Annotated in this window: 11 protein-coding genes and 1 pseudogene; 1 reads left to right on the forward strand and 11 read right to left on the reverse strand. The window is 67.0% G+C overall.

Annotation, left to right across the window (positions count from 1 at the left end; all coding sequences use genetic code 11):
- Window positions 1-15: 15 nt before the first annotated feature.
- The 9 genes from ACFWUZ_RS02665 to ACFWUZ_RS02705 all read right to left on the reverse strand — a co-directional run bounded on the left by ACFWUZ_RS02665 (window position 16) and on the right by ACFWUZ_RS02705 (window position 22821).
- Entirely contained in the window at window positions 16-2340 is a 2325-nt protein-coding gene (locus ACFWUZ_RS02665; protein WP_384365786.1) for a UvrD-helicase domain-containing protein, read from the reverse strand.
- Window positions 2337-9059 (reverse strand): DEAD/DEAH box helicase, encoded by a 6723-nt coding sequence (locus ACFWUZ_RS02670; protein ID WP_384365789.1) that lies wholly within the window; start codon window positions 9057-9059, stop codon window positions 2337-2339. Before ACFWUZ_RS02670 ends, ACFWUZ_RS02665 begins: the two co-directional genes overlap by 4 nt.
- Entirely contained in the window at window positions 9056-14500 is a 5445-nt protein-coding gene (locus ACFWUZ_RS02675) for a hypothetical protein (RefSeq protein WP_384365792.1), read from the reverse strand. Before ACFWUZ_RS02675 ends, ACFWUZ_RS02670 begins: the two co-directional genes overlap by 4 nt.
- Window positions 14497-17553, reverse strand: a complete 3057-nt coding sequence (locus tag ACFWUZ_RS02680; RefSeq protein ID WP_384365795.1) for an SNF2-related protein — start codon at window positions 17551-17553, stop codon at window positions 14497-14499. The genes ACFWUZ_RS02675 and ACFWUZ_RS02680 overlap by 4 nt, the downstream gene beginning before the upstream one ends.
- Window positions 17554-17684: 131 nt before the next feature.
- Window positions 17685-18869, reverse strand: a complete 1185-nt coding sequence (locus tag ACFWUZ_RS02685) for a protein kinase (protein ID WP_384365798.1) — start codon at window positions 18867-18869, stop codon at window positions 17685-17687.
- Window positions 18870-19064: 195 nt separating this feature from the next.
- Window positions 19065-19874: a serine/threonine protein kinase gene (locus ACFWUZ_RS02690; protein WP_384365801.1), complete on the reverse strand. Its 810-nt coding sequence runs from the start codon at window positions 19872-19874 to the stop codon at window positions 19065-19067.
- A gap of 314 nt (window positions 19875-20188) precedes the next feature.
- A complete protein-coding gene (locus tag ACFWUZ_RS02695; protein ID WP_384365804.1) occupies window positions 20189-20971 on the reverse strand; it encodes a tyrosine-type recombinase/integrase in 783 nt (260 codons plus the stop codon).
- Window positions 20972-21384: 413 nt separating this feature from the next.
- Window positions 21385-21573, reverse strand: a complete 189-nt coding sequence (locus tag ACFWUZ_RS02700) for a helix-turn-helix transcriptional regulator (RefSeq protein ID WP_384365807.1) — start codon at window positions 21571-21573, stop codon at window positions 21385-21387.
- 93 nt (window positions 21574-21666) lie between these two features.
- Complete coding sequence (locus tag ACFWUZ_RS02705) at window positions 21667-22821, reverse strand: tyrosine-type recombinase/integrase (RefSeq protein ID WP_384365810.1); 1155 nt, start codon at window positions 22819-22821, stop codon at window positions 21667-21669.
- A 95-nt stretch (window positions 22822-22916) separates the two neighbouring features.
- On the opposite strand from ACFWUZ_RS02705, the pseudogene ACFWUZ_RS02710 reads away from it, so the two are divergent.
- Window positions 22917-23081: pseudogene (locus ACFWUZ_RS02710) on the forward strand (pirin); the annotation flags it as partial.
- Window positions 23082-23924: 843 nt separating this feature from the next.
- Here ACFWUZ_RS02710 and ACFWUZ_RS02715 read toward each other — a convergent pair.
- Window positions 23925-24836, reverse strand: coding sequence for an ADP-ribosylglycohydrolase family protein (locus ACFWUZ_RS02715; RefSeq protein ID WP_384365813.1), 912 nt, complete (start codon window positions 24834-24836; stop codon window positions 23925-23927).
- A gap of 130 nt (window positions 24837-24966) precedes the next feature.
- Window positions 24967-25338, reverse strand: coding sequence for a DUF6193 family natural product biosynthesis protein (locus tag ACFWUZ_RS02720; RefSeq protein ID WP_384365816.1), 372 nt, complete (start codon window positions 25336-25338; stop codon window positions 24967-24969).
- Window positions 25339-25345 lie beyond the last annotated feature (7 nt).

Here is a 25345-nt window from a genome sequence, read left to right on the forward strand (position 1 = left end):
GGAGGCCGGCAGTGGTCAGATCGGCAGGTAAGGGCTGGGCCTGTCGTGCCAGCTGATGTTGAGGGCGTCGCGCGCTCGAGTGGTGGCTACGAACAGCAGGGAGCGGGCCTTGCGCTGTTCACGCTCGTAGCGGGGCGGGTCCTCGGTGCGGTAGCGGTCGATCACGTGGGTACGAGGAATGATGCCGTCGCTGGCACCGACGATCGCCAGACGCTGGTACTCCAGGCCCTTGAAGCGGTGCATGGTGCCGACGTGGACTTCGCCGTCGCCCTTGGGACCGTCCTTGGTCAGTTCGGCGCAGGTAATGCCGGCCTTGGTGATCAGGTAGTACATGGTCTGGCTGACCATGTCTCGGTCGGCGACGCAGACGGCGATGTGGCCGCTGGGGTCGCGCGGAGAGCCGTTCTCGTCGGTTGAGAGCTCGTCGCGCCAGGTGGCGAGGGTGGTGGCGAGACCCGCGAGTTCGGCCTCCCAGGTGTCGTACGGGGTGAAGCTGGGGGCGGGGCCGTGTAGGACGGACCGGTAGCCGGCGAGGTTGTCGGTGCCGTCGTCGAGGTCGTCGTAGCCGACCTTCTGACCGGAGTTCCGCGGTTCGACCACACGCAGGGCGTCGGCGAGGATCTCCCTGGTGGTGCGGTAGCTCAGGGTCAGGCGGGAGGAGCGGCCGCGGATGTTGATGCCGAGGGCGCCGAGGGCGACCTGGTGGTCGTAGATCCGCTGGTGGGTGTCGCCGGCGATGAACATGTCGTTGGGCAGGTCCGGGTCGGCCATGGCCCGGAGCATCTTCCAGTGCGCGGGGCTGAGGTCCTGGGCCTCGTCGACGACGATGTGCCGGTAGCGGTAGCCGAGGTAACGCATGCCGGAGCTGTTGTCGCGGTGGATGAGGTCCTTGCCGCCGACCTCTTCCTTGTATTCGCGGCGGGCCCGGATCTTCGCGGCGCGTTCGATCTCGAACCGGGCGGCGCGCTCCGAAGCCTGGCCCCAGGTTTCCACGCCGAGCTTGTCGAGACGGGCGGTGAACTGCTCGATCAACTTCCAGATGTGGTTGCGCTCCGGACGGGTCAGGGAGCGACCTCGGCCGGCGCGTCGGGCCTGGAAGTAGGCGGAACGGGTGGGCACGGACTGGCCGAGGATGACCTGCTCCCACTCCTCGAGCAGGAACTCCGGCTCCCAGCGACGGTCGTCGAGTTCGGCGAGGAGCTGCCGCATCTCGTTCAGCGCCACGTTGTCGTAGACGCGCTGCCTGCCCCGGCCGGGCGCGGTGTTCTCGCCCAGGACGCGTGCGGCGAGCTGGTCGATGTGGGCGATCTCGATGCGGGCGAGGAGTTCGGGCTCGATGAGAGAGGCCAGACGCAGCCGCAGGTCGGTGGTGAGGTTCTTGGTGAATGTGGTCAGAAGGATTGGCTTGTCGTGGCCGGGCGGCAGCTGTTCGACCAGGTGCTTGACCCGGTGGAGGGCGACGATGGTCTTGCCCGTACCGGGGCCGCCCGAGACGCGGGCGGGCCCGTTGTAGTGGCGGCGGACGATGCGTTCCTGGGTGGGGTGCAGGAACACCTTCCACGCGCGGAAGTCGCCTTCGTCAATGGCGGCCTGGACGGCGTCGTCCACGGCAGTGACCTTGGTCCGGGTCAGGGCCGCGGCGAAGTCGCCGAGGTCGGGCTCGTGGCCGAGCTCGACGGGCTGGGTGATCTCCTTGCGAACCTCGTCGATGTCCATGCCGGCGGCGAGGCCGTACAGGATGTCCTTCGACAGCAAGGGGGAGCCCTCGACGAGCTGGTCCAGCTCGGTGCTGTCGGTGACCGCGAGGGCCAGCTCAATGAGCTGTTCGGCGACGCCGAGCTCGCGCAACTGGTCGGCGGTGTACGCGGCGAGTAGCGCCGGTGCAGCCTGGGGCCTTGCCGGTTCAGTGGCGGGGGAGGGTGTGGGCTCGGTCGGAGGCTCTGTGGGGTCCGGCTCGGCAGGGGTGAGCGTGATGCCGGCGCGGCGCAGGGCACTGTCGCCGACCACGGCGAGGTCGACGAATTCGATCTCGCCGGTGACGCGGTTAACCGCGACCTGCAGTTCCTCGTAGACGTCCTTGCGATGGCGGACGGCGATGACCAGCCAGCTCTCGGTACCGTCCGCATCCACTCCAGTGGGCGCGAGAAGGGCCCGATAGGACTGGTTCACACGGGCGGACCAGATCCGGGAGTCGCCCTTGAGCTTCTTGCGCTGGAACCCGGGCAGATTGGGGTTCTTCCGGAAGTCATGGCAGAAATCGTAGAACTGGGCCTTGACCGAGCGGTCGAGCTTGTACAGCTCCTGTTCGGCCTTGCGGTACAGGCTGAGCCGGGCGGTCATCGGGTGGTGCCTTCCGTGTCGGGGAGCTGCTCGAGCAGGGTGTCGAGGTGGTCTAGCCAGTCGGCTGCGGTGCGTACGGTCCAACCGTCCTGGGCGTACGCGGCGTCCCGGCGCTGGGCCTCGGGGTCGTCGGCCCCGCTGTGGGCGGTGACCACGGCGATCTTGAAGCCGGGGGTCTGCCAGGCGAAGTCGGCCTGCCAGCCACTCGCGCCCAGTTCGAAGCCGAAGACGGGTGCCTGCTTGCCGCGGTCGGCGAGGGTTTCGGCAAGGAGGAGCAGGTCAGGTGCCTCCTCGGCGTCCTCGCGCAGGATCTCGAGGATGTCCTCGTCCCAGGCGGCATCCCGGATGGCCCGGCGCAGCGCTGCCTCGGCCGCCGAGCCGTTGGTCCGCTCGGGGACAGCGGGCTTGATTCCAGGCTCGGCTACCGGCGCGAGAGCCGCGGTGATGGAATCGAGCTCGCCGAGCCCACCGCACACGGCAAGAACCTCGACCTCGAAGTCCGCAGCCCGGCTGGCGGCGAGCTGCACGCCGTCACCCCCGGCGAAGGACAGGAACTGGGTGATGTTGGTCCAGTACAGCCAGGACCGCCACCGCAGCTTGTGCTCGTCCGTGTCGAGGACGGCGTCGCTGTCATCGAGGACGGCCAGTGCCGTCCAGCGCAGGTCCTCGGGAACTGCGCCATCCACGGCGAACAGGATCGGCAGACCATGCTCGTCCTGGCTACGAAAGACGTGGACAGGTCCGATACCGGCCGTGTCGGGGACGACCGGCTTGTCGGCCCGCTCTCCAGCCCCGAGGACAGCGAGCTGATCGCGCAGCACGGTGACGAGCTCGCTGCGCTTGCCCGTCGCGGCGACGGCGGCTGTTGCCGGGACGCCCACGAGACCGGTGACCAGGGCACGTGCCCGACGTGCCCAGCAAGTGGCGTCCGGATCACGCAAATAGGCGATCAGCGTGTCGATCGGGTTGGCGAAGACAGCCTCACCGAAGTGGGCACGGTTGCCGCCGTACTGCTCGTAAGCCGCCTTGGCCTGCTCCTGAGCGGTACCCCGGTACGGCGGCCAGACCGGACGGCTGCGCCCAGGGCGGTGCTCGAACAGGTCAATGTCCGCCCAGGTGATCTGGAAGACGACCCTTCCATCGGCGCGCAGCACGGTGCGCCGGGTCGCGTCCTCCGCGATGCGGTTGTGTTCCCGGCTTGCGTGGAACCGGAAACCTTCGAGGTAGACGTCCACGCTCTGCTGAGGGCCGCCGACCCGGGTGAAGGTGAAGTCGGTTCGGGTTCCTTCGAGCTGCCGCTGGGCGGTGAGCCGCCAGTGCATGACCTCGGAGCCGTCGGTGAACCGCAGGTGTCCGCTGGCGTGGCCGTCCTCGTCCAGGGCGGCGTCGTCGGTGACCTTCACCCAGTCCCGCAGGGCGGTCAGGAAGCGAGCCTCAAGGTCGGATTCGACCTGGGCATCCAGCCCGACCAGCCCGGTGTGCTCCACCTCGGTGGTCTCCCAGCCGTCCTCGCCTTCACCCTTGAACAGCAGAGATTCCAGCATGGTCAGCGCTGCCTGGCGGGAGACAACGTCCTGGAACTGCTCGGGGGTGTAGCGATGCAGGCAGCGGTGGCAGGCCCGGCGCTGCTCCTCCGCGCACGGGCACGCCTTGAGCTGCTCGTACGCGCGGGCGAGCGTGTCCCGGAAGGCGGCCGGGTTGGTGAGCCGGTCCAGGTAGCCGGTGCCTCCGGGCAGGGAGTCGAAGAGCACCAGGAACCAGCGGCGCTCACCGCTGTCGTTGTCCGGCATGGATGCGACCGTGGTGTCCAGGTGCTGCGGGTCACCGCCGAAATGCAGGTCCACGCCGAGCCGCAGGGCGGCACGGAAGGAGTGCACCTTGGCGTCCACATCCGCGGTCGCAGCCGGGATGAGGACCCGCAGTGCCTCGGTCTGCAGCTGATGGGCGAGCAGTACCGGCTCCTGCGTGGTGCCGTCCTTCTTGCCACGCCGCAGGGGACACCACGGGCGGTGGTGCTTGAGCTGCGGGGACCGGGCTGCCGCCGAGTCGAGGGCATCCGTGTCGTGGTCGAAGACAGGCCGGCCGTCCGCGGTGGCGGCCCCGCACGAGGTGCACACATGGAACGGGTTCAGTCGCACCAGGTGGCCGGCGAAGTCATCGCGGGCGGGGGAGTCGTAGCGGACCGGCCCCACATTGATCCGGCGGATCATGGCGCTGCGGCAATAGTCAACGCCGAAGGTCTCGCGGGCATGCCGCCATGAGCCGGGTTCGATCGCCTCCACCGGAATGTCGACCGCGTCCACGACCGTGTACGAACGGCGGTCGCGGTCGTCCTTGTCATCGCGGATCCGGGCGTCCTCGCGCTTGTCCCGCGAGGTTACGGTGGCCGGCTCGACGATCTGGAAGAGGCAGGAGCCGTCATCGGCGATCTGGCTGGTCTTGCACCTCGGGCACGCAGAGCGGTCGGTTGAGGCGTGCTCGGTACGGACGTAGCCGCAGCCCGGGCACACTCGCCAGGTACGCCACTCCTGGCGCCCTCCTGTGGACAGCTCCAGACCGGTGACCTCGTGCCGGTAGCCGTTGACGTAGAACGTGTTGCCCGGTGCCAGCTCCTGGAGGGCGTAGCGGCGGGGGCGCTCGTAGGAGAGCGTGTCGGAGGTGTACAGCACCTTCCCCGTCTTCGGGTCGATGCCGTCTTCCCCGTACAGGGTCGCCGACAGCGTCGTCGTCGAGTCGATCAGTGCGTAGTTCGGCAGCAGCCCGAGGTCGCACAGCGCGCTCTGGGCCGTCGTGTCACCCAGGTGGAGCAGCCGCTTGCCCACACCGCGCCGTTCGGCGTCCAGTTCGGCCTTCTGGTGGGCCTGGTCGGGGTCGCTGTCGTGGAGTTCGCCGTGCGCCTCGTCGATCTCGCGCAGCCGCGCCCGCAAGGCGTCCTCGCTCTGCCGCCACTCCCGCTCGGCCTGATCCACCTTGCCGCGCAGATCGTGCGTTGCGTACTTCTCCAGCTCGGCCTTGGCTTGGTCGTTGACGCCAGTGGGAAACAGCTTCAGGAAGCCCTTGACCAGCTCTTCGCCCTGGTCGATGGCCAGTTCCACCAGATCGGTGAGGTACCCGGACGGCCCGAACAGGCGGGGAGCCTTGTGCGGTAGCGCCCGCAGCACGATTCCGTCCGCGCGGACGAGGCGGCCGGCGGCGGCCAAGTCCAGCAGGTGCGCCAGGTACTGGCGGCGCAGGATCTCGATGGCCGACAGGTGGCAGCCGGGCGGCACGATGGTGCCCGCGATCAGGTCCTTCGGGCGCTCCAGGAAGTAGAGGTCGCGTCGGCGCCGGTCCGGGATGGTCAGCAGGAAGGCGTTGCCGGTGCGGCGTCCGGCTCGGCCGACCTGCTGCGCGTACGAGGCGGGACGGCGCGGCAGTGCGGCCAGGACGACGGCGGACAGGTCTCCGATGTCGATACCCATCTCCAGCGTCGGAGTGCAGGACAGCACGTTGGGGTCCTTGAAGCCGCCGCCGCGCTTGAACGCTTCCTCGACCTTCTCGCGCTGCGGGCGCCCAAGCATGCCGGTGTGTTCGGCCGTGACCACCTGATACGTTCCCGCACCGCGGTACAAGCGCCGGTAGTAGTCGTGCGTGTAGTCGCGATCGCGGTGGTGAATACCCAGGCCCTCGGGCCGGTCGCCAGCCACCAGGCGGCCCTTGCCACACCGGTATGAGGGGCAGGGCTGATCGTGCCACTGGTCGAGGAGGGAGGGATGGACTGTCTGCTCCCAGAAGCACACGGGGCAGCGCACGTACGAGGAACGCACATGCTCGTCGTCCAGGAGCTGGGCCACGATGCTTCCGGGCTTGAGCCCGTAAACCCTCACTGACGTGTCGTTCGGGGTACGGACAGACAACAGGCCCATCGAGGCCAGCTCGGGCAGCAGGCGACTCCACAGCTCGGGCGCCAGCTCACGCGGTAGCTCCAGGCATCGTCCGGCCCACCGCTCGTACCAGGACAACCGGCCCGTGGCGAAGTCGAACTCACTGCCGTTCTTGGTCTGACCGAGCAAGAACACCGGGGCTGCGATGCCCTTCGGGAAGGCCCGCATGCCCGGAGCCCGCTTGCCCCAGATGAAGTACCTGCTGGTACCCGCTTCGTCGATGTACTTGTCCAGCCACTGGTGGGCGACCGCGCCACGCGTGCGTAGCCGCTCCAAGAAGATACGGACGAACACCAGGTACCGCGCGTCATCCTGTGGCACCAGCGGCAGGCCATCGCGGACGCACTCCTCGTGCAGCTGCCGGACCAATGCGACCACGGCCGCCGGGTCCTCGATGTGGACCTGGGCGGCGGCGGTCCGGGTCAGCTCCAGGGTACGGCCGTTGCGCGACCGGAAACCGAACTCCATCAGCGCCTCGAACGCCAGCCGCTGGCCGATCAGCCGCCACGTCTTCAGATCCCCGCCACGGCCCTGCCCGGACAGCAGCCGGTCAACGCCTTTGAACCCGTGCAGGTCCGGCGGCACCACCGCGGACAGGGTGTCCTTGTCCGTCGTCGCCTCGACCACGTCCGCGATCAGATCGTTGAGCGCGGTCGGCTCGTCGTGGCGAAGATGGCCGGCCAGCAGCGCGCGCAGGGAGAAGGTGAACGAGCGGTTGGCGACGAATCCGGCCCGGTGCGCGGCATCCTGCACCGAGTCGTTGAACATCAGCGTCTTGTCCTCGCGGAGCTCCTTGTCGAGCTCCCCGCCGGTGAACAGCTGGGTGATTGATGCAGCTGCCATCGCGGCCGCGCCGGTACCGAGGTAGCGGATCGCGTTGCGCTCGCCGCAGGCCGGGCACCAGTCTTCCTTGGCAGCCGTATTAGCGGTCTCCCCGAAGTTCACCAGCACGAAGGCCGAATCCCGGGCCGTCAGCCGAGGTTCCTTCGTGTCCCGGTCGTAGTCGTTGAGGGGATCGGGAAGGCGCAGCCGCTTGCGGGTGCCGTCCAGCACCATCAGCACCCCGCCGGCACCCTGCGACGCGGCCGAGCCGGCCTTTCCGCTGGTCGCCGTCATCAGTGCAGCGCCGGAACCCTCGCGGGCTTGCTGGTCCGTTGCGGTGATGAGGTTTCGTACCCGCGCCTTGTCCTGGCCGAGGGAGGCCCGGCGGATCTTGTACGTGTCGAACTGGACGTCGTGGTCGTCGCTCTCGGGGGAGAACACCGCCCAGCCGGAGCGCCCACAGTCACGGCAGTAGATCGCCGGCAGGAACAGGTTCGCGCTCTGGCCCGAGGTGGCCGTGGTCACCGGCGCCGTACGCCCGCCATCAGCCGCGCTTGCGTCCGCCATCCCCGCCGCATCCCAGCGGAACTCCGCCTTCGGCCACGGCAGCACACCACGCAGCAGACGGGATACCGAACGCGCCCACTGGTGCACCTCCACGTGCACGAAAGGCCGCGGCTCGGCAGGCGAAGACTCGGGGTCCCGGGCGTGTGACAGCAGAGCGACGAACCGCGCCAGCGCCTCGGCGGCCTTCTCCGGCTGCCGGGCCACCGCCTGCGACCAGCCGGCCGCACCGGCCCGCCACATCACATCCAGCACCTCGGGGCTGGTCTTCACCTCGCCGCTCAGGGCCTGCATCACGGCGCGAGTGAACAGGTGCCGCTTCAGGTTCCCGCCGAGAACGAAGGGATCGAGGTCACGGACATCCGTCACCTTCTCGATCAGGTCCAGCAGCGCCTCGTCGCCAGTCGTCGGATCAGGCAGCGCCAGCAGCTCGTCGGGGGTCGGCATCGGCTGCATGGTCACGTCACCGAGCGGAACGAACTCCTCGACGGACAGCCGGTTCTCCCCAACGATCGAGTCCGCCGTGAACTCCGTACCGAAGACCTGCGTCGCCACCTCAAGCAGCCGCGCCACGCCATCCTCGTCCGCCCCTGAGGCCAGCGTCGCCGACGTCGCCACTGGACAGATCTTCCCCAGCGGACGGCCATCCTCGGACGCCCCGACTGCGGCAGCGAGCCGCCGCAACAGCATCCCGACGTCCGTACCCTGCGCGCCGTCGTAGGTATGGAACTCGTCCACGACGATGTAGCGGATGTCCGACTCCCGCCACAGCGGCGCGTCATCGGCCCGCTGAAGCAGGAGGTCCAGCATCTTGTAGTTCGTGATCAGAATGTCCGGCGGCGAGATCTGCATGTCCGAACGCCGCGTACGCACCTTCTCGTACTGGGTCGCGGCCCGTTCACCGATGTAGAGGCCAGCCGACAGCTTCCCGAGCTCGGCGTTCTGAGTGAGCAACTCGTTGATGCGCTGCGCCTGATCGGTAGCGAGGGCGTTCATCGGGTACAGGAAGACAGCCTTAACCCCGGCCTTCCCCGCTTCACGCTCCCGTCGGCAGTGATCAAGCACCGGATACAGGAACGACTCCGTCTTACCGGAGCCCGTGCCGGTGGTGACGAGCGTCGGCTGCGGAGTGTGCCCATGCGCGGAAGTCAGCCGTCCGAAGGCGACCGCCTGATGCGCGTACGGCTTGAACCCCTCCCGCTGCCACTCCAGGTGCTTCCGCCACCCGTCGCCGGACACGGTGAACGGCGTCCGGATCCGCAGATACGGCCCACGGAACATCCCCGATGTCTCATCCCCGAGGAACCGGTGCAGCGCCTCGCGCGCGCCCTCGTCGGTGAGCGCGTATGTCGTCGACAGGTACTGCAGCAGGCTCTCCTTGAGCCCCCGCGCCTGAAGGGTCGGCCTCACGAGTTCGGCACCTCCTGCTTGACCGGGTCCCACTCGCCGCGGGCAACTGCCTCGTCGAGCCGCTTCTGGAAGACGGCGTGTGCGGCCCGCATCTCAGACTCGCGGTCCGCCTTGTAGAAGGGCGCGGTGTAGCCATCCGGCACCGGAGCACTGGAGGGGTGGGTGCGGTACGCCTCGAACTGCGTCCAGCTCTCCCTCGTCTGCCGCTGGCCGATAGTGCGGGCATTGCCCGCGATCTTCCAGCCCTCGGCGTCGAACCAGGTCACGGCTTCGTACTTCTGGAGCACGGGGAAACGGCCCCGGTAGGCGGCGATGAGTGCGTCGGCATCCATGCCGAGCCACACGGCGACCAGCGCGTCGATCTCTACGAGGGCGGACCTGCGAGCCCGCTCGCTACGGAGGGGTGTTTCGGGACGCCAGCCAGGGGTTACGTCCTGCAGGGGTTGCAGACTTGGCCAGTCGCAAGCCCACGGCTCGCAGGCGGGCCATGTGGGGTCGTACAGCTCCGTCCAGAGATCGGCGTAGGCGCGGGTGAGGCAGTTGAGGCGCAAGGTTCGCAGGAGAAGAGCGGGGGCCAGTGGGTGTTCAGTGACCGGGGCGGGCATGGCCTTCACGCCGGCACCCCGAAGGTGTCCTCGTCCCGTGGCGCGCAAGAAGTAGTCCATGGGCAGAGATGCCCAAAAACCTGCGACCAACGCCGTCGAACAAGGATCAGGCATTGAAAGGCTGTGAACGTTGTCCACGTGCGCAGTGCCTGGAGGAACCATCGCGGCGTAGAGGGCCCTTTCAGTATTGGGCGCGATCATGCATCGCCACGCAAGCCGATAGAACTTGACGTACCGTCGACGTGCTCGGTGTACCAGCACGTCATCGATCTTCTCCGGTGTGACGGATTCCTCAGGGACTTGGTCATGGAAAGCAACCTGCCGCCGTGCCCGTGTGATGTCCCTATCGCTCGCCCTCAATCGTGCGAGGGCACGATGATCGATCCACCTATCCTGTTCCTCCAAGTACTCACGGATTCTTCCCGGGGCCCGAACGTATTCAGTGTCGGGCACGAAGTCAGGCGCAAGTGAGACGAGATCGACGCCGTACGGATCATTGCTGTTGGCGTCATGTCGCTTGAACATTGGTGTTGCGACACTGATCTGGGTTCCCTTAAGGATCACTTGGCGCCAACGGTCTGGCTGGTACTCCTGGCCCGTGGCAGGTTCAGGCCGGTTGTAGTCGATCAGGTTGTCCTTCTTGGCGCCGCTCTCGTGATATCCCGCCGACACCTGTGGCGCAGATCCGAGCCGCAGGGGGTAGTTAGCCAATGCCTCGATGGCCGTGGCTTCTGCCGCGCTAACGGGGAACAGCAGTCGGGCTTGTTCAAACGGCTGGTCGGCCTCGTCCAGCAGGCGCTGCCAGATGGAGAGTTGGTGCTTGTTGACCCGGACCACTCGAGCCTGGTGTGGACGTTCGTCGAACTCACCGTTGCGGTAGCGGATTCCCGGTACCTCACCGGAACCGTCGTGCTCGGAGGAGTATCGAAGCGCGTCGGCGGACACCAGCCAGGACAGGTGGTCGAAACTGATCTCCGTGGGCCGACCGTAGACGTGCACTCCAAAGTGGGCGGTATCACCGACGGGTCGTGGGAAGAAACGCTGACCGGAGTTGACAAAGTCGCCATGAATTCGGAGTCGCTGGTACGCAGCCTCCCGCAGGCTTCCCTCCTTGTCCCCTGTGAAGTGCGTATCCGGGTGAACCATCCCGGCGGTTCCGTCCGCAGAGGTGTGTGCCCACACCTGAGACATGAACGCCCGGTAGAGATCCGGCTGGGTCCCCGTCAGCAACGGGTACATCTGTGGGGAGCCGAATACGGCGACTTGCGCGGTTGTGTTCGTGAGCTCGCCGAGAGCGTACGGGCGTGCTACCTCTAGAACTTCGATTCGTCGGCGGTCCTTCTCGGCCGTGGAGGCCTTATCCTCCAGTTCGAACCACGGCTCGTGCTCCGCGAGCACAGCCGACTCATTCCAGCGGGGCCGTACCCACGGCGGGTTGCCTACCTGGAGGTCGAAGCCGCCGCCTCGCGCGAAGACGATGGCGAACTCCAGCTCCCAGTGCAGGAAGCCCTGTTCCTCCGCGATGTCGTGGACCTCTCGGAGCCAGGGGAAGCGGTCCTCCGGATTGCCGGCGTCCATGCCCATGAAGCCAGGAAGTGTCTCCTCGAAGGTCTTGAGCGCGTCAAGGCTCGCGAAACTGTCGATGAGGGTCCCCTCGGGCACGTCGGCTGTGCCCAGCATGGCCTCAAGGAATTCCAGCCAGTCATCGAGGTCCTGGAGCGGGACGATCTGCCGCTTTCCCTGCGTCTTGGACTTTGGAGCCGCTGTCTCCTTCCCACTCTTGGACCCGACCTGCTTCACCTCCACGATCGCGTCGTCGTCCGCGGTCAGCTCAAGGTCCTCGAAGCTTGTCTGCTCGGGGCCGAATGAGAACAGAGCTGTCGCCTCGACGAATCGCGCTGTGGGCCTCAGCGCGGGGACGGCCGACCGTTCCGGACCAGACGAGGGAGCCGGCGGCTCCTCGGTCAGCGGCACCCCGTCGAGCACTCGCGCAAGGCCTTCGACATCCGCAACCGGCGAGTACGTCGCGTACTCGCCAGCAGTGCCGTCGAGCAGCCCGGCCTTGTCCACTGGCCAGAACCAGAGGGAGCACCAGGCGTCCATGATCTTCTTCAGTCGCCAGTACGGGGTGTCCGCGGCGTTGAAGAGGTCTTCGAGGACCTTCTCCTTGGGCAGGGCATGGTCGGGGCGTTGGAGGAAGCCGTACTCGGGGTCGGCGGGATTGGCCCCCCACACGTCGATCCGGCGGGCGATCGCCTGCTCTGAGAGCTCCATGCGCTTGACGACTAGGGACCAGAGGAACTCCGCCCGCCGGGCGGCGTCCCGCAAGCGGGTGAACTGGGAGACCGGCTCAGTCTTCGCCCGGCTGGCCTTGCTCCGCTTCGGCCGCTGGAGGATGCCCTTCTTCCAAGCGCCGAGCTGCTCGACGCCTTCCTTTGCGAGTTCTCGCGCCTCCTTGGAGCCCGCGACGGCTGCCCACCCGGGGCTCGGCAGCAGGAACTGGTGCACCGCATCCTGAGGGAGGGTCTGGGTCTCGCCCCCCTTGAGGAATGGAAGCGGGGTCGGGGCCAGGGCGCCCTTGGCCTTGAGCCATTCCTTGCCCGTGACGTCGTCCGCCGCGTAGAAGGCCCTCCGCGCGCCGATCAGTGAGTTACCGCGCCGCAGGTGCAGGCCGAACCATGGGGCGCGCATGCCGGGGTGCATGGTGTTGAGCCACAACGACACCTCGGCAAGTTCGACACCCGTCGGGTTGAGGTCGACCCCATATACGTTGTGCAGGGCGATGTAAGCCTTGGCCTTCTGCTTCTCAGTGAGGGCGTCTGCGGTCGGGATGCTGGTGCCGAGCTCGTCCTGCCGTCGCCGCAGGTAATCCTCGGCGACTTGGTTGATCGCCTCGTTGAGGAAGGCACCGGAGCCGAGGGCCGGCTCACAGATCTTGTATTTCAGCAGCTCGGACGCCCGGGTCTTGATGACGTTGCCCTCAGCGTCGCGTTGCTGATCCAACCGGTGCTTGAGGGTGAGTTCTACCGTAACCCGCCTCAGCGATTCGGGCGTGTAGTACGAGGCGGAGGTCTCCCGGTCACGGCCGGCGAGGCGGTAGACGAAGGAACCCTTGTCGTACTTCTTGACGCCCCGCAGGTTCTTGCGCGCGTCGTCTTCGCCGTAGTGGACGAGGGCCTTGTCGGGGTACTGGTTTTGCCTGTGCGAGGGGATGAGCCAGGAACCCTTCTCCGGGTCACCGCCCTTGGCGACCTCGCACAGTTCCTCCTCGGCGATTCTGCCGGTATAGGACATCAGGCCTTCGTAGACGGCCCCGAGCTGGTCAATGCCGAGGTTGCGGTAGGAGATGAAGCCGCCCCGCTCGCCGCGCTTGCCCTTCTTCATGGTGAGCAGGCGCAGCACCTGGTGCAGGGCGGTGTTGCGCAGGCGCAGGTCGAGCCAGCGTGGATCGTTGTCCTCATCGCTGCGGGGGTCGAGGACATTCCTGCCGATGAGCCGTACCGCGGCTGGCTCGAAGAGTGTGCTGCGCAGAGGTTCGAAGCGCAGGCCTCGGTCCTCGCTGCGGCGGGCCGCCTTGGCCTTGCGGGTTTCATCGTCGTCGCCAGGCTGGTCATCGTCGGCTTCGCTGCCGTATGCACGGTGACCGAAGTTGACCTTGTTGAAGAGGACGTCCAGGGACTCGTACAGGTGGAAGCCGTTACGGGCCTCCTCCTCGACTAGCTCCTCGTCGCGTTCGACGAGTTCACGCAGGCGGGCCATGGAGTAGCCGACCTCGTAGCTGCCGTCGTCGGCGGGAAGGATGCCCAACTCGGGGCGGGCCTCGGCGTAGAGCAGGAAGAGGATCCGGTAGAGGTAGCGCAGACTTTCGCGGGTCAGTTCCCGAGCGAAGGGGATCTTCCGGCTTGCGATGTCGGCCGGGGTGACATCATTCTTCGGGTCGGCCATCCGCTGAAGCACTTCGTTGGCGATGATCTCGACTGAGCGCTGCAGGCCGTGGCGCAGCTCACCGGAAACCCCTGCGGCATTGGCGCCGGAGGACTTCAGCAGCGCGTCGATGGCACGGCTCTGGTCGTTCTCGCCGGGCCGGAGCATGTCCAGGCTGAACAGGGCAGCGATGGTGGCGAGTTCACCTTGCTGCGTGCGGTCGTTGCGTTCCAGCGCGGCGTCGAGGTTGACGGCGAGGTAACGGCCCTCGTTGAAAGACTGGCGGTCAGTGAGGACGAGTACGCCGCCGCAGAGCAGCAGTACGAAGCGCGGGTGGGGGCCGCCAGCCTCACCGAGCTCGCTCTGGAAGAGCCAGGCTCCGAGTGCCGGGCCCGTTTCGTACGTTTCGCCGGCGCTCACGCGCAGCGGTGACAGCAGGCGGCCGGGGCCGTCGGCGTTGAGGGCGGTGTCATTGTCGGCGGCCCAACCGCAGTCCAGAGCAACGATGCCGTGGCCGTGGTAGGCCGCGGTCAGCGTGTGGTCCCGCCCGGCGCGGTGAACCGTGACCTCGGTCGGCGTGGGTTCGAAGCCGAGGGCCTGTAGCACCGTCTGGTGCCACTCGGCGAGCCGCTTGCGCCACTCTGGGTTGTTATGGGTGTGCAGCCGGGCTTCGTCTCCGGCGCCACGCTCGGCGGCCTCGGCGAAGTAGCCGCGTACGTCTTCGGCGAGGTAGGTGGTGCGTAGGCCGCGCAGCATCTCACGCGGCGTCCGGCGGGGATCGTTCTCGTCGCCCTCGCGCAGGGCCCAGGTGGTGAACAGGCCCTTCTTGAGGTCGGTGCCGAGTTGCTCGGCGAAGTAATGCGCGGACAGGTACTCGCCTCGGTTGCTGAAGGAGTCGAAGTCGGTGCTCATCGGGCGGTGCCTCCTTCAGCGGCGTTGAGCGGTTCGAGGACGGCGAGCAGGCGCAGCATCGGCTCGCCCGTGGTCTCCAGGGACTTGATCAGCTTCAGCCGCCGACTAGCGCTGAGGTTGACTCCGCGCTTGCCCGTCCCGTCGGCGGAGAAGATGGCTTCCTGCTGCCAGTGCACGACCCGCTTTCGGTAAGGCTCGAGGGTCGCCTCGATCTGCTGGCGGTAGCCGTCCTTCAGCTTCACGAGGTGGCGTTCCGCCTCGTCGATGGCAGCGGGCACCAGCGCGGTCAGGCCGTCGATGTCAAGCGGTGCTGACCGGCCAGGCATCGTCGGCCCCACGCCGTATCCCTCCAGTACCTCCGCGGTCAGGGTGGTGGCTACGAGTGCGCCGGGGAGGCCGCGGACGGCCATCCACTCCACGATCGTGGGTCGGCCCAGCGCGTTGGAGCAGATGCCTTGAATCAGGTAGGTCGGGGTGTCCACGGAGGCGGCGAGCACCGGGGCCTGGTGACGACCGATCTCCACGAGCACCTTGTCCGTCAGCCAGTCCAGGACCGGGTGGACGTCGGTGACGTAGGAGACGTTCGGCCACTGGGACTTGGAGGACTCCCGGGCCGCCTTCAGACGGCCGGCCGCGAGGTCCTTAGAGAACGTGATGCGCATCCGGCCCGGCTCGCTCTTGCGGGGCATGATTTGCTGCTCGTCGAGGTACGACTTGGGCAGCGCCTTCAGCCGGTACAGCAGGTCACGCGGAGGCTCGAACGCGATCGTGCCGTCGTCGTCACGGCGAAGGGACAGCTGGTCCTCGGGGTTGGGCCGGCAGACCTGGCGCAGCGCCTCGTCGAAGTAGTCGGCGGTGGAAGCGAAGAGGCTGGGGACGTTTGCCCGGAGGACCTCGGGGTGCTCGGGCACGGCGCCGACCTGTCCGAGCAGCCCGGCGAGGAACGCGGCGCCGCCTTGCTGGGACTGCTTGAGCGACTCCTCGACGGTTCGACCGGCGATGAGGTCCTGGGTGAGGCGGTTCTCCTCCTCCTTGGCCCGGTACAGGCCGGTGACCGCCTCCGCAGAGCCTTCGATCTTGTGCGCTTCCTCCTCGCGCTTGAGGAGCTTCTCGCCCACCAGCCGGTCGTCCAGAGTGCGAGGCAGGGCGGTGGTCTCATCCGTACGCCAGGGCACGTCGCTGGTGAGGATCAAGGCCCGGAACTGTGGTTGGTGTTCCTGGCCGTAGCGGTCGATACGGCCGTTGCGCTGCTCGATCCGGATCAGAGACCACGGCAGGTCGAAGTGGATCAGGCGATGGCACTGCTGGTGCAGGTTGACGCCCTCGGAGGCGACATCGCCGGTGAACAGGATGCGCACCGGGTCGTCACGCAGCCCGAACTTCTCGACGATGGCCTGCTGCTCCTCGTCGCTCGAGGCCTCGCCGTGCATGACCTGCACCGCGCCACCGAACGCCAGCCAGGGCTTCTTCTCGTCAGGGCTGGTTCCGTGCCTGAAACCGAGAGCTGCCGGGACACTCTCCGCCAGCCACTTCAAGGTGGGGATGCGCTCAGAGAACACCACCACGCGGGTCTCCGACCCAGGGCCGACCCCCATCTTCCGTAGCTCGTCCAGCAACGCCGCCAGCTTCGCCGAGTCCTCGTCCTGGATCTGCTCAGCCAAGCCCCGCAAGTCGGCCAGGGCGGCTCGCTCGGCCTGCCGTTCCGCTTCCCGGACCGCAGGGTCGACCGGCCGCGTGGCCTTCTGGGCACGGTCCGCCGACTGCTCAGTGGACGGCTTGTCCAGCGTCGCCAGCCGAGTCTTGACCGTCTCTAGCAAGGCCCGGTGCGAAGACAGGAAGGACTTCAGCAGCTGGTACGGCACGAGCTGGTGCCGGCTGACCGACGGCTGCGCCGAATCCCCCGGAATCCAACGCGCGGCCAGCTCGCGAAAGACGGCCAGCTCCTTCTCACCAGCCGGCACACGAATGGGCTGTGACGGGCCGCGGTCCGCCCAGGAGCCCTTCAACGAGTCGCGCACCTCGGCTGAGGTCTTTGTGCGCCGGATGTAGAGGTGGCCGAGGTCCTCCACCGCGTACGCGGAGGGGTCTGTGATGGCCGCCTCGTCGAGCATCATCACCAGCTCGGCGAAGGATTGGGTGCGGCCGTTATGGGGCGTGGCCGAGGCCAGCACGAGGGCGTCGGTTTTGCGGGCGAGCAGGCGGGCGAGCTCGTTGTTCTTCGTTCCCCGGTTGACGAGGTTGTGGGACTCGTCGATGACGACGGCATCCCAGTCGGTGTGCTCCAGGTGGTGCGCGTAGACATCGCTCTTGAGGGTGTCCACGGAGATGATCGCCCGCTTGAAGTACGCGAACGGGTTGCGGCCGGCAGGGATGTCCTGCTGGATGCGCTGGATGCCGGTCGAGTCCAGGCGCACCAGAGGAATGGCGAAGCGAGTCCACAGCTCGCGCTGGAACTGCTCCAACACATGCTGCGGGGTCACCACCAGGATCCGCTCACCCCGGCCGCGCCGGATCAGCTCGGCCAGCAGCACCCCGATCTCCAGGGTCTTGCCCAGGCCCACCACATCCGCGATCAGGATGCGCGGCTGCGGGTTCTTCATCGACAGCGCCAGCTCGGCAGGGCGCAGCTGGTGCACCTGCTGGTCCATGAGGAAGCCATCGGCCAGCGCCAGCCCGTGCTCGGTCTGCGGCAGGAACGTCTTGCGGATCACGGACTCGAGGAAAAGCCGGCCCCGCCGGTGATTCGGAGAGTCGTCCGGGACAAGCCGAGTCTCCCGCGGGTCCAGCACCTGGATGTCGTCGAGCCGACTGTAGAAGACGGCATCGGTGCCGCGGACGAACGACGAAATGCCCGTGACCTCGACCATCCACCCGTCGAGCTTGGTGTCCTTGCAGTTCCGGACAAGCCACAGCTCGTCCCGGATCAGTACCTGAGCGCCCGGCGCATAGCCGGACGAGGCGGGACCCGAACGCCGATCCGGAACATCGTCGGGCCTCCAGGCGTCCCACACCGCATCATCCTGGCCGCCCACGGCTTCCGCCTCGACGCTCAACGTCCGCTCCGATCCTCTAACTGCGGCCTTGACAGCCGCTCACACCTCACGGGCTCCTGGGACGCCGTCACGCGACGCCCGTACGCACCCATTCCGACACAGACTCTCACCAGGCACTGTCAGCGCAGGAGTCAAAGAGCGAGATCCACCGCATACTGCGCGCGCAGCTCGTCCGCGACCCGCTTCGACGCCGGAGGCCGCCCCTTGGGCGAGCCTGCCTTCGGCCGGGGCCCCCGGCGCTCGGGTGCCGTGGTTGGCTCTGGCAGAGGCACCGCGAGCACCTCCGCATCGGGTTCTGCTTCGCTATCGCCCTGCTCGCCCGCTGCCGCAGCCCGCGGAGTCATGTCGAGCGGGCTCTCCGGCTCCCCATCGTCGGCAAGGGCCGCCTGCTCCTGAAGGAGCTTCTCGAAAGATTGCGTGAAGGGCTCCCCAGCCGGTGACGGCGGCTCTCCAGTGGTGGTGCGCGCGATCAGCGCCAGTCGTGCGGACGCCGGCGAGGTTCCGGAGCTGGTGAGGATCTCCGCGCACGCATCAGAGACTGCCGCGAGGGTCGGCCTATCCTCCGGCTCTTGCGCAAGCATCGACTGCAGCAGGGAAACCAGCGCCGCAGGCACACCAGAGAGGTCAGGGGCAATGTCGGCATTGGTGACCTGCGCCGCGATGGCCTCCCAACGCGTCCCGTCGTACGGGTAGTGGGCGGCGGCCGCGTACAGCAGGACCGTGCCCAGCGCGTACACGTCCGCAGCCGGGGTTACCTGCGGACGGCCACTCGCCTGCTCCGGGGGCATACAGCGCACCGTGCCGATGATCATGCCGCTGTGGGACAGGGTCTCCTGGGAGGTATCCATGAAGGCGCCCAGCCCGAAGTCGATGATCATCGGACCGTCACTGCCCAGGATCACGTTCTGCGGCTTCAGGTCGCGGTGCAGAAGACCGGCGGCATGCACGGCCGCCAACCCCTCCGAAAGCAGGGCGCCGAGGCTGGCCACCATCGGAAGTGGGAGGGCGCCGTCATTGTCGATGCAGGTCAGCAGCGTGCGGCCGGCCACGTACTCCATGGCCAGCCACGGCTGGTCGGCGTAGGGGTCGGCGTCCAGGAACCGGGCCACCCGGTTCGTGCCGATCACCGTACGGGCGATCAGGGCTTCCTTCTCGAAGCGCGCACGTGTCACCGGGTCCAGCTTGTCGTTGCGGATCACCTTCACCGCGACCGGATCACCCGCCGGCGTATAGGCGAGAAAGACCTCACCCATCCCGCCCGAGCCGAGCTCCCGCGCCACCGTGTAACGGCCGATCCGCGTGGGTACCCCGCTCATCCGTACCGACTCACCCTTCCGCTGCGCCTCACCTGATCGGCGCTGTTGTCCGTGAACACTCTAATCGGCCAAAAGGGCAGGCTGAGGGCCTTTCGGCTTGATCAAGGCGAGCAGGGAGCCAAGGCTGGCCGGATTTCGCGCACTGGCCGCGGTCTGGTGTCGACGGCGCGCTGCGCCGGTGAGGCCGTCAACTGCTCAGGCTGCCGCATGCCAGGCATCGGTCAGAGAGCGGACCGAGGGCCATCGCCTCTCTGGCTCTGGGGCTGTCGCTCGCTCGATGACGGCCAGCTGGGCGGGGGTGCCGCGCCACCGGGTCTCGTCGTCGCCCGCGTCGAGCAGGAGGCGCAGCGCCCGGCCGAGGTTGAACACCGTGGTCCGGATGTCGATGAGTGAGCCCCGGCTGAACTCCTCGGGTGCCATGTACCGAGTGGAGCCGGGAAGCCGGTCCGCCTGCAGCGTGAACGGCCCTGGGCGGTACTCGTCCAGGTCGCACAGCGTCATGCGGTGTTCGCCGAAGTCGTACAGCATGCAGCCGTCATAGAAGTCGACCGCCACGAGTCCGGCCTGCTCGACCGCCAGGTGGGCACTCAGGACGGATTCCAGTGCGGCCTGAATCCGGACGATCGGCAGTGCCCTGAAGCGCGCCATAGGGCTGCCGGGCGTGGCCCGTCCGCCGTGGCGAGTCCGGGTCGGGTGGTAGAGGACCTCGCCCCTCACCCATGGGTAGACGAGCGCCAGGCCCTCGTCCGTGGTGAAGGAGTGCACCAAGGACACGATGGCCGGATGGGAGACGGCCTGGTGGACCGCGATTGCGCGGCGTAGGGAGCAGACGCCAGTCGCTTTCGAGGCGGCCTTCACGAACCAGCGGCTGCCAGCTACGTCCAGGCCGTATGAGATGCAGCCAGAGTCCTGCTCGTCGAACTTCCGGAATACAGTGCCCATCCCGCTGAGGAAGGACTCGAGCGCCGCAACGTGCGTTACGGCCAGGAACGGCTGGGTCGTCATTCCCTTAATCCTGTCACCCTCTCCGCCAGCTCCGCAGCCAGTTTCACGGTTTCAGGGCATTGAAGTGACGCGCCTGACCCCATGCTTCTGACGACCGCCGCCCGGCACCTGGTGGCCGTGTGCCTGACATCTTGCCCAACACCTCCATGGGGCGAGCCAGCCCTCGGCGCCAGTCGCGACGGCCCCGCGCAGGCTGTCGAGCCCGGTCACCGCGCACGGCGGTGCGCCGTGACCGGCCGCCCCAATTGAAGGAAGCCTGGGAGCGGTTCGGCAGCGTGAGCAGGCATCCGCCGATAGTGTGATTTGCGCAGCTCCTACGCGGCCAAGGCGAGATCCAGAGACGATGCTGCGCTTGCGATCGAGCCAGGCATGAGGTGCCGGTAGACCTTAAACGTCACGTCCAGGCTCTTATGGCCCATCCAGTCTGCAACATCAGTGATTGGTATGCGAAGCTGAAGGCATTGTGATGCAAAGAAATGCCGAAAGCTGTACAGCACGATTCCTTCCGGAATGATGGACGGGTGGTCTCGCTTCAGTCTCTGCCACTGATTTTGAAGCAGGTAGGCCTGAAAAGGTCTTGATGGGTCCCGTGGGTCCCTTAGGAGATAGCCGTCGATCGTGCCGTGTTTTCGGGCATAGCATTCGATTTCCTGCTTGATCCGTGAAGGAAGCGGCACATCCCGGTACTCGCCTGGTTTCCGGTGCTTGAGGCGTCCGCACACCTTCGTTGTCTGGTTAACCTGCTCGGTTATCCTGTAGGTGTTATCGGAAACGATATTGTTGATGTTTACTGCGACCGCTTCGGCGTTCCGCATCCCACACCCGCTCATCAGGTCGCAGAGGAGGCGGAACTTCTCGTCACCGATTTCTCGTATTTCCCGCAACTGGGCAGGCGTGGGGATTGAGGCTCGCGTTGGCGTGTACTGTGGCGATCTGACGCCATCCAGTGGGTTGAAGTCGTAAATTCCTACCCGTTGCGCATCGAGAAGTATGGTGGACAGTTTATCGAACGCGTTGGATTGCGTTGCTGTCCCAGTGCCCATTGTTTCCATGGTCCGGATAAAGTCATCGACGACCTTGTGGTCGAACGAGTTCATACGGCGACTGCCCAGGACTGGGATGATGTGATGCTCGAGGAGCGAATCTAGGTGTCGAGCTGAGGAGGCGGCCAAGTGCCGCTGCCCTTTCCTCCAGAGTTCTACGTACTCGGTGAGGTTCATTTGGCCGTACTTCTCGGCGCGCTCGTATCTGAAACCTGCACTTGCTGACGCCTTGGCCTTCGAGGCATAAATTTGTGAAAGTCGTGACGTAGCCTGAGCCTGGGTGCGGAATCCCCCTTCCTCTGTTTGGCGTCCGCTCGCACTCCGGTATCTGATCGCGTACGAATGCGGACATCGTGACCACTTTTCGCTCGGGTCGTCGCAACGCTTGAATACAGTCCCCATGCCTCGGGGAAGGGATTTTGTGGGCACCGGCCTGCCTTGCTGAATCGTTCGGGATGGAGGTGACGTTAGGTAATTTGCCTGCGCTGTCGTATCCAGGAATTAACCTCGGATACTTTGAACCGGATTCTTGCGCTACGCCCGGTCCCGAATGTGTAACTGGCGAGACCTGACCGGTGTGCTTCCCTGTATACCCACGACACGGACATGCTCAGTTGGGCAGCCAACTGCTTTGCGGAGATGAACTCGTTCGACACCCGGACCTCTTGTGTGAAGTGCTATGGCAGGTGTTAATGATCCGAAGGATCCCCGGTTTGGCTGACCGGGGATCCCGTGGTATACGGGCTCGGTTAAGCGGCTAGGCTTACGTTGAGGATCTTGGCTGCCTGCCCGATGGACCCCGGCAGCAGGTGCCGGTAGATCTTGAACGTGATCTCCAGGCTCTTGTGGCCCATCCACTCCGCGACGTCGGTGATCGGGATGCGATGAGCCAGGCAGTTCGACGCGAAGAAATGCCTGCATCCGTAGATCACCATGCCTTCAGGGACATCGAGGGCGCCGGCGCGCTTGAGTCTCTGCCACTGGTTCTGGAGCAGGTAGGGCTGGTACGCGCGATCGCGATCGTGCGGATGGCGCAGGAGGTAGCCGTCCACGGTGCCGTACTTGTCGGCGTACCACTCGATGGTCTGCTTCACTCGCGCTGGCAGAGGTACGTCCCGGTACTCGTCGAGCTTGCGGTGCTTCAGGCGGTCGTAGTGCTTGGTGGTCTGGTTGACCTGCTCGGTGACGCGATAGACGTCGTCCGCCACGATGTTCCCGATGTTGACCGCGGCCGCCTCGGCATTGCGGAGTCCGCAGCCGCTCATGACATCGACCAGGAGCATGAAGGTGTCGTCGCCGGCGGCGCGTAGGCCCCGTAGCTGCTCGGCGGATGGAATGACGGCCTTCTTGGGGTCGTAGACGGGCGCCTGCACACCAAGAAGCGGGTTGTCCTCGAAGATGCCGAGCCGATGAGCGTCAAGCAGGACCGCTTTGAGTTTGTCGAAGGCGTTGGACTGCGTCGCAAGTCCTACGCTGTTGCGCTCCATCGTGCGTATGAAGCCGTCGACGACCTTGTGGTCGAACGTATTCATGCGCCGACTGGAGAGTGCCGGGAAGATGTGGTGCTGCAGAAGCGAGTCGAGGTGGCTGAGCGAAGCCGGCGCGAGGTGACGTTGGCCCTGCTTCCACTCCGCGGTGTACTCGTCGAAGCGCATCTGGCCGTACCGCGCGATGCGCTCGGCCTTAGCTTGGTTGGCCGGCTTCGCTTGCTTCTCGTTGTGAACAGTCGACAGGCGCTCCGCGGCCTTCTCCCGTGTGGCGAAGCCCGATGCCTCGGTCTGCTTCCCGGCCGCGTTGCGGTATCGGATCTTCCAGCCGTGGGGGCATTTCGGCCAGTAGGAGGACGCGTGCCCGCAGTCCTTGAAAATGGTGCCCATGCCGTGGGCGGTTGTCGTGGCTGCCACGTCCCCGCGACTCCTCGGATCATAATGCTGACAGTTTGCTGACTGGCAGCTATCCGAGACCCGTCTGACCTGCGCCGATGCCCGTGAGCATTGCATTGTTCTGGAACTGGATCGGACGGTCCGACGAGGAGATCGTACAGGCGCGCAAGGACTGGATGGAGGGCACCCGCTACGGCGAAGTGAAGGGCTACGACGGCCCTCCGATCCCTGCCCCCGCACTCCCGCCGGTGCCCCTGAAAGCCCGGGGAAGGGTTCGCTGACCTGCGCTTTTCGCCTCACCGGGCCCTCATCGTTTCTCAGGTACAGCGTGCTGTCCAGGGGCCTGCGAGGCGCTGTAACTGCCTTGATGTCCCCTTCGGACAGGGGCGCCACTGCCCGGCGGGGGTGAGCGCGCGGGGCTCGTAGGCGGTCTCCTCGGGGCGGGGGGTCCGAACGGTGGCGATCTCGCAGCGCGCCCGGAGGGCGGACGGGGCTCCGTAGGCGATCTGCAGGGGCACGGGATCCTCCCGGCCCAGTCGTCCCCGGTGCTGAATTCGAGTTCGTTCAGGAGGGCTTCGGCGAGGTCGGTCTGCTGGCCGGGGTCGGTGCGAACTTTGGCGAGGGTCGCCACGCCTCGGATTGCCGACAGGTCGTTCTCGCGCAGGTCGGTGTTGCGGTAGTGACCCCTGCCGAATTCGGCGAGCGGGCCCGCTCCTGAACCTGTTGATGGAGGCACAGCCGTTCACCCTCGCCGCGCTCGCGCAGCACTCTGGGCTCACCGTCGACCAGGCCGCCGAGGTGATGACCGCACTGGCCGCAGGACCACCGCAGCACGCCCGGCTGTGCTGCCTACGACGACCCACTCTGATGCCCGTGAGCCGCGCTTCCGGTTGCTTTGGGCGCTGGGCGACCACGGCTACGGCTACGACAAGTACCGAGGTTTGGTCTGGGGCTCCGGACTCGACACCCAACGCTCGCTCGGCGAACGGGCGTTTGCCCCGATGCACTGGTTCCGCCGCCGGCGGATCCGCTGGGAGATCGGCGACGACAGCCACGGAGCCTTCCTCACCCTTGGGTGCGCACTGATCTGGTGGAGACGCCTGAAGTCTTCCCGACAGGAGTTCTTACGCCACCACAACAGGGGGCAGCGGTTCACGCGCTGCGTGCCAGGCAGGGGGGAGTGCGCCGACGCCTGTGCGAGCAGCAATCACGCCACCCGCGATAGCACAGGTCGTGTCGATGTCGCCACGCCCGGTGACCGTGGACCACAGGCCCTCCTGCAGGTCGTCGAGGTGCCCTGCTGCGCACCACAGAGCGTAAGGGACGGTGTCGGGCCCCGACATCCGGTAGCCGGAGCCCAGGACCTCCGCGGCGTGCCGGATCGACGTGCGCTCCGGCAGCCGGGCCGCGACCCGCACCCCCGACCGGACGTCGCTGTCGGGAAGTCGTTCGGCGACTGCCAGGAGGAATTCCGGCCGGGCCGGGGTGTGCCCGCCCCGGCTGCGGGTTGCCAGCGCCGCGGCGAGGGCAACCGCCACGGCCGCGGCGACCGCCTCCGGATGGTGGTGCGAGACCGCGCTCTGGCGGGCGGCCTGCTCGGCGACCGCGTCGAGGTCTGCGGCGTGCCAGGCGCCGAGCGGAGCGGCGCGCATGGCTGCGCCGTTGCCCCAGGAGCCCTGGCCGCCGAATTGTCCGGCGACCACCTCCCGCCAAGGCTCGCCCGCGCCGATACGACGGAGCACGTCATGCATCGAGGCGCCGTAGCCGCGATGCGTGTCGTCGGCGTAGGCTGCCGCGAGGCGCAGGGCCAGGCGGTCCTGGTCGACGGTGCCGCTGCCGTCGGCGAGTTCCCGGACGAGAACGAGTGCCTGGGCGGTGTCGTCACTCCACCGCCACAGGGGTTCCGGGGGCAGCGTCCGCGCCTCCAGGGCTGCCAGACCGTCCCGGCGCAGGATGCCGAACCAACGGTCCCCGAAGGCGTCCCCGAAGGCGAGCCCGTGCAACGAATCCAGCACAGCGGTGGGCGTGTCGATCATATTGGCTCGGGGGTGACCGCGTAGGGTGGGGTGGCCGTGCGCTGCCCGCGGCACGCGGGGTCTATGCGGTCCGGTCCCTTGGCCAGGACGGCCTGCCAGTCCGCCACGACGCCGACCGCCAGGGGCACGGTCACAGGTCGTCCTTCGTTCCGAGGACGGCGGGCCCGCTGCCTTCGGGAAGGTGTGCCACGACCAGGGCGAACGCCTCCTCAAGGGTCGCCACCTCACCGAGGACGCCCTCCCCGGCCCGGCCCGTGACCTGGAACCCGCCGGCTGCGAGCGGATACACGAGCGGTACGTCCTGGGAGGCGGGGTAGCCGGTGCACCGGCTGAGGTACAGGATGCCGTGGCTGACCCCGGGGAAGAGCACCCGCAGCCGCGGTTGCGCGTACGCGGCCCGCACCATGGCGGGGTCGATCACATCTCCCCCGAACCCCAGGAACTCCTGCCACCGTTCCGCGACGATCTCTGCAGCCGTCAGAGAGCTCTCATTGTCCGTCATCTTGCGA

The organism is Streptomyces sp. NPDC058646, from assembly GCF_042716875.1.
Classification (GTDB): domain Bacteria; phylum Actinomycetota; class Actinomycetes; order Streptomycetales; family Streptomycetaceae; genus Streptomyces.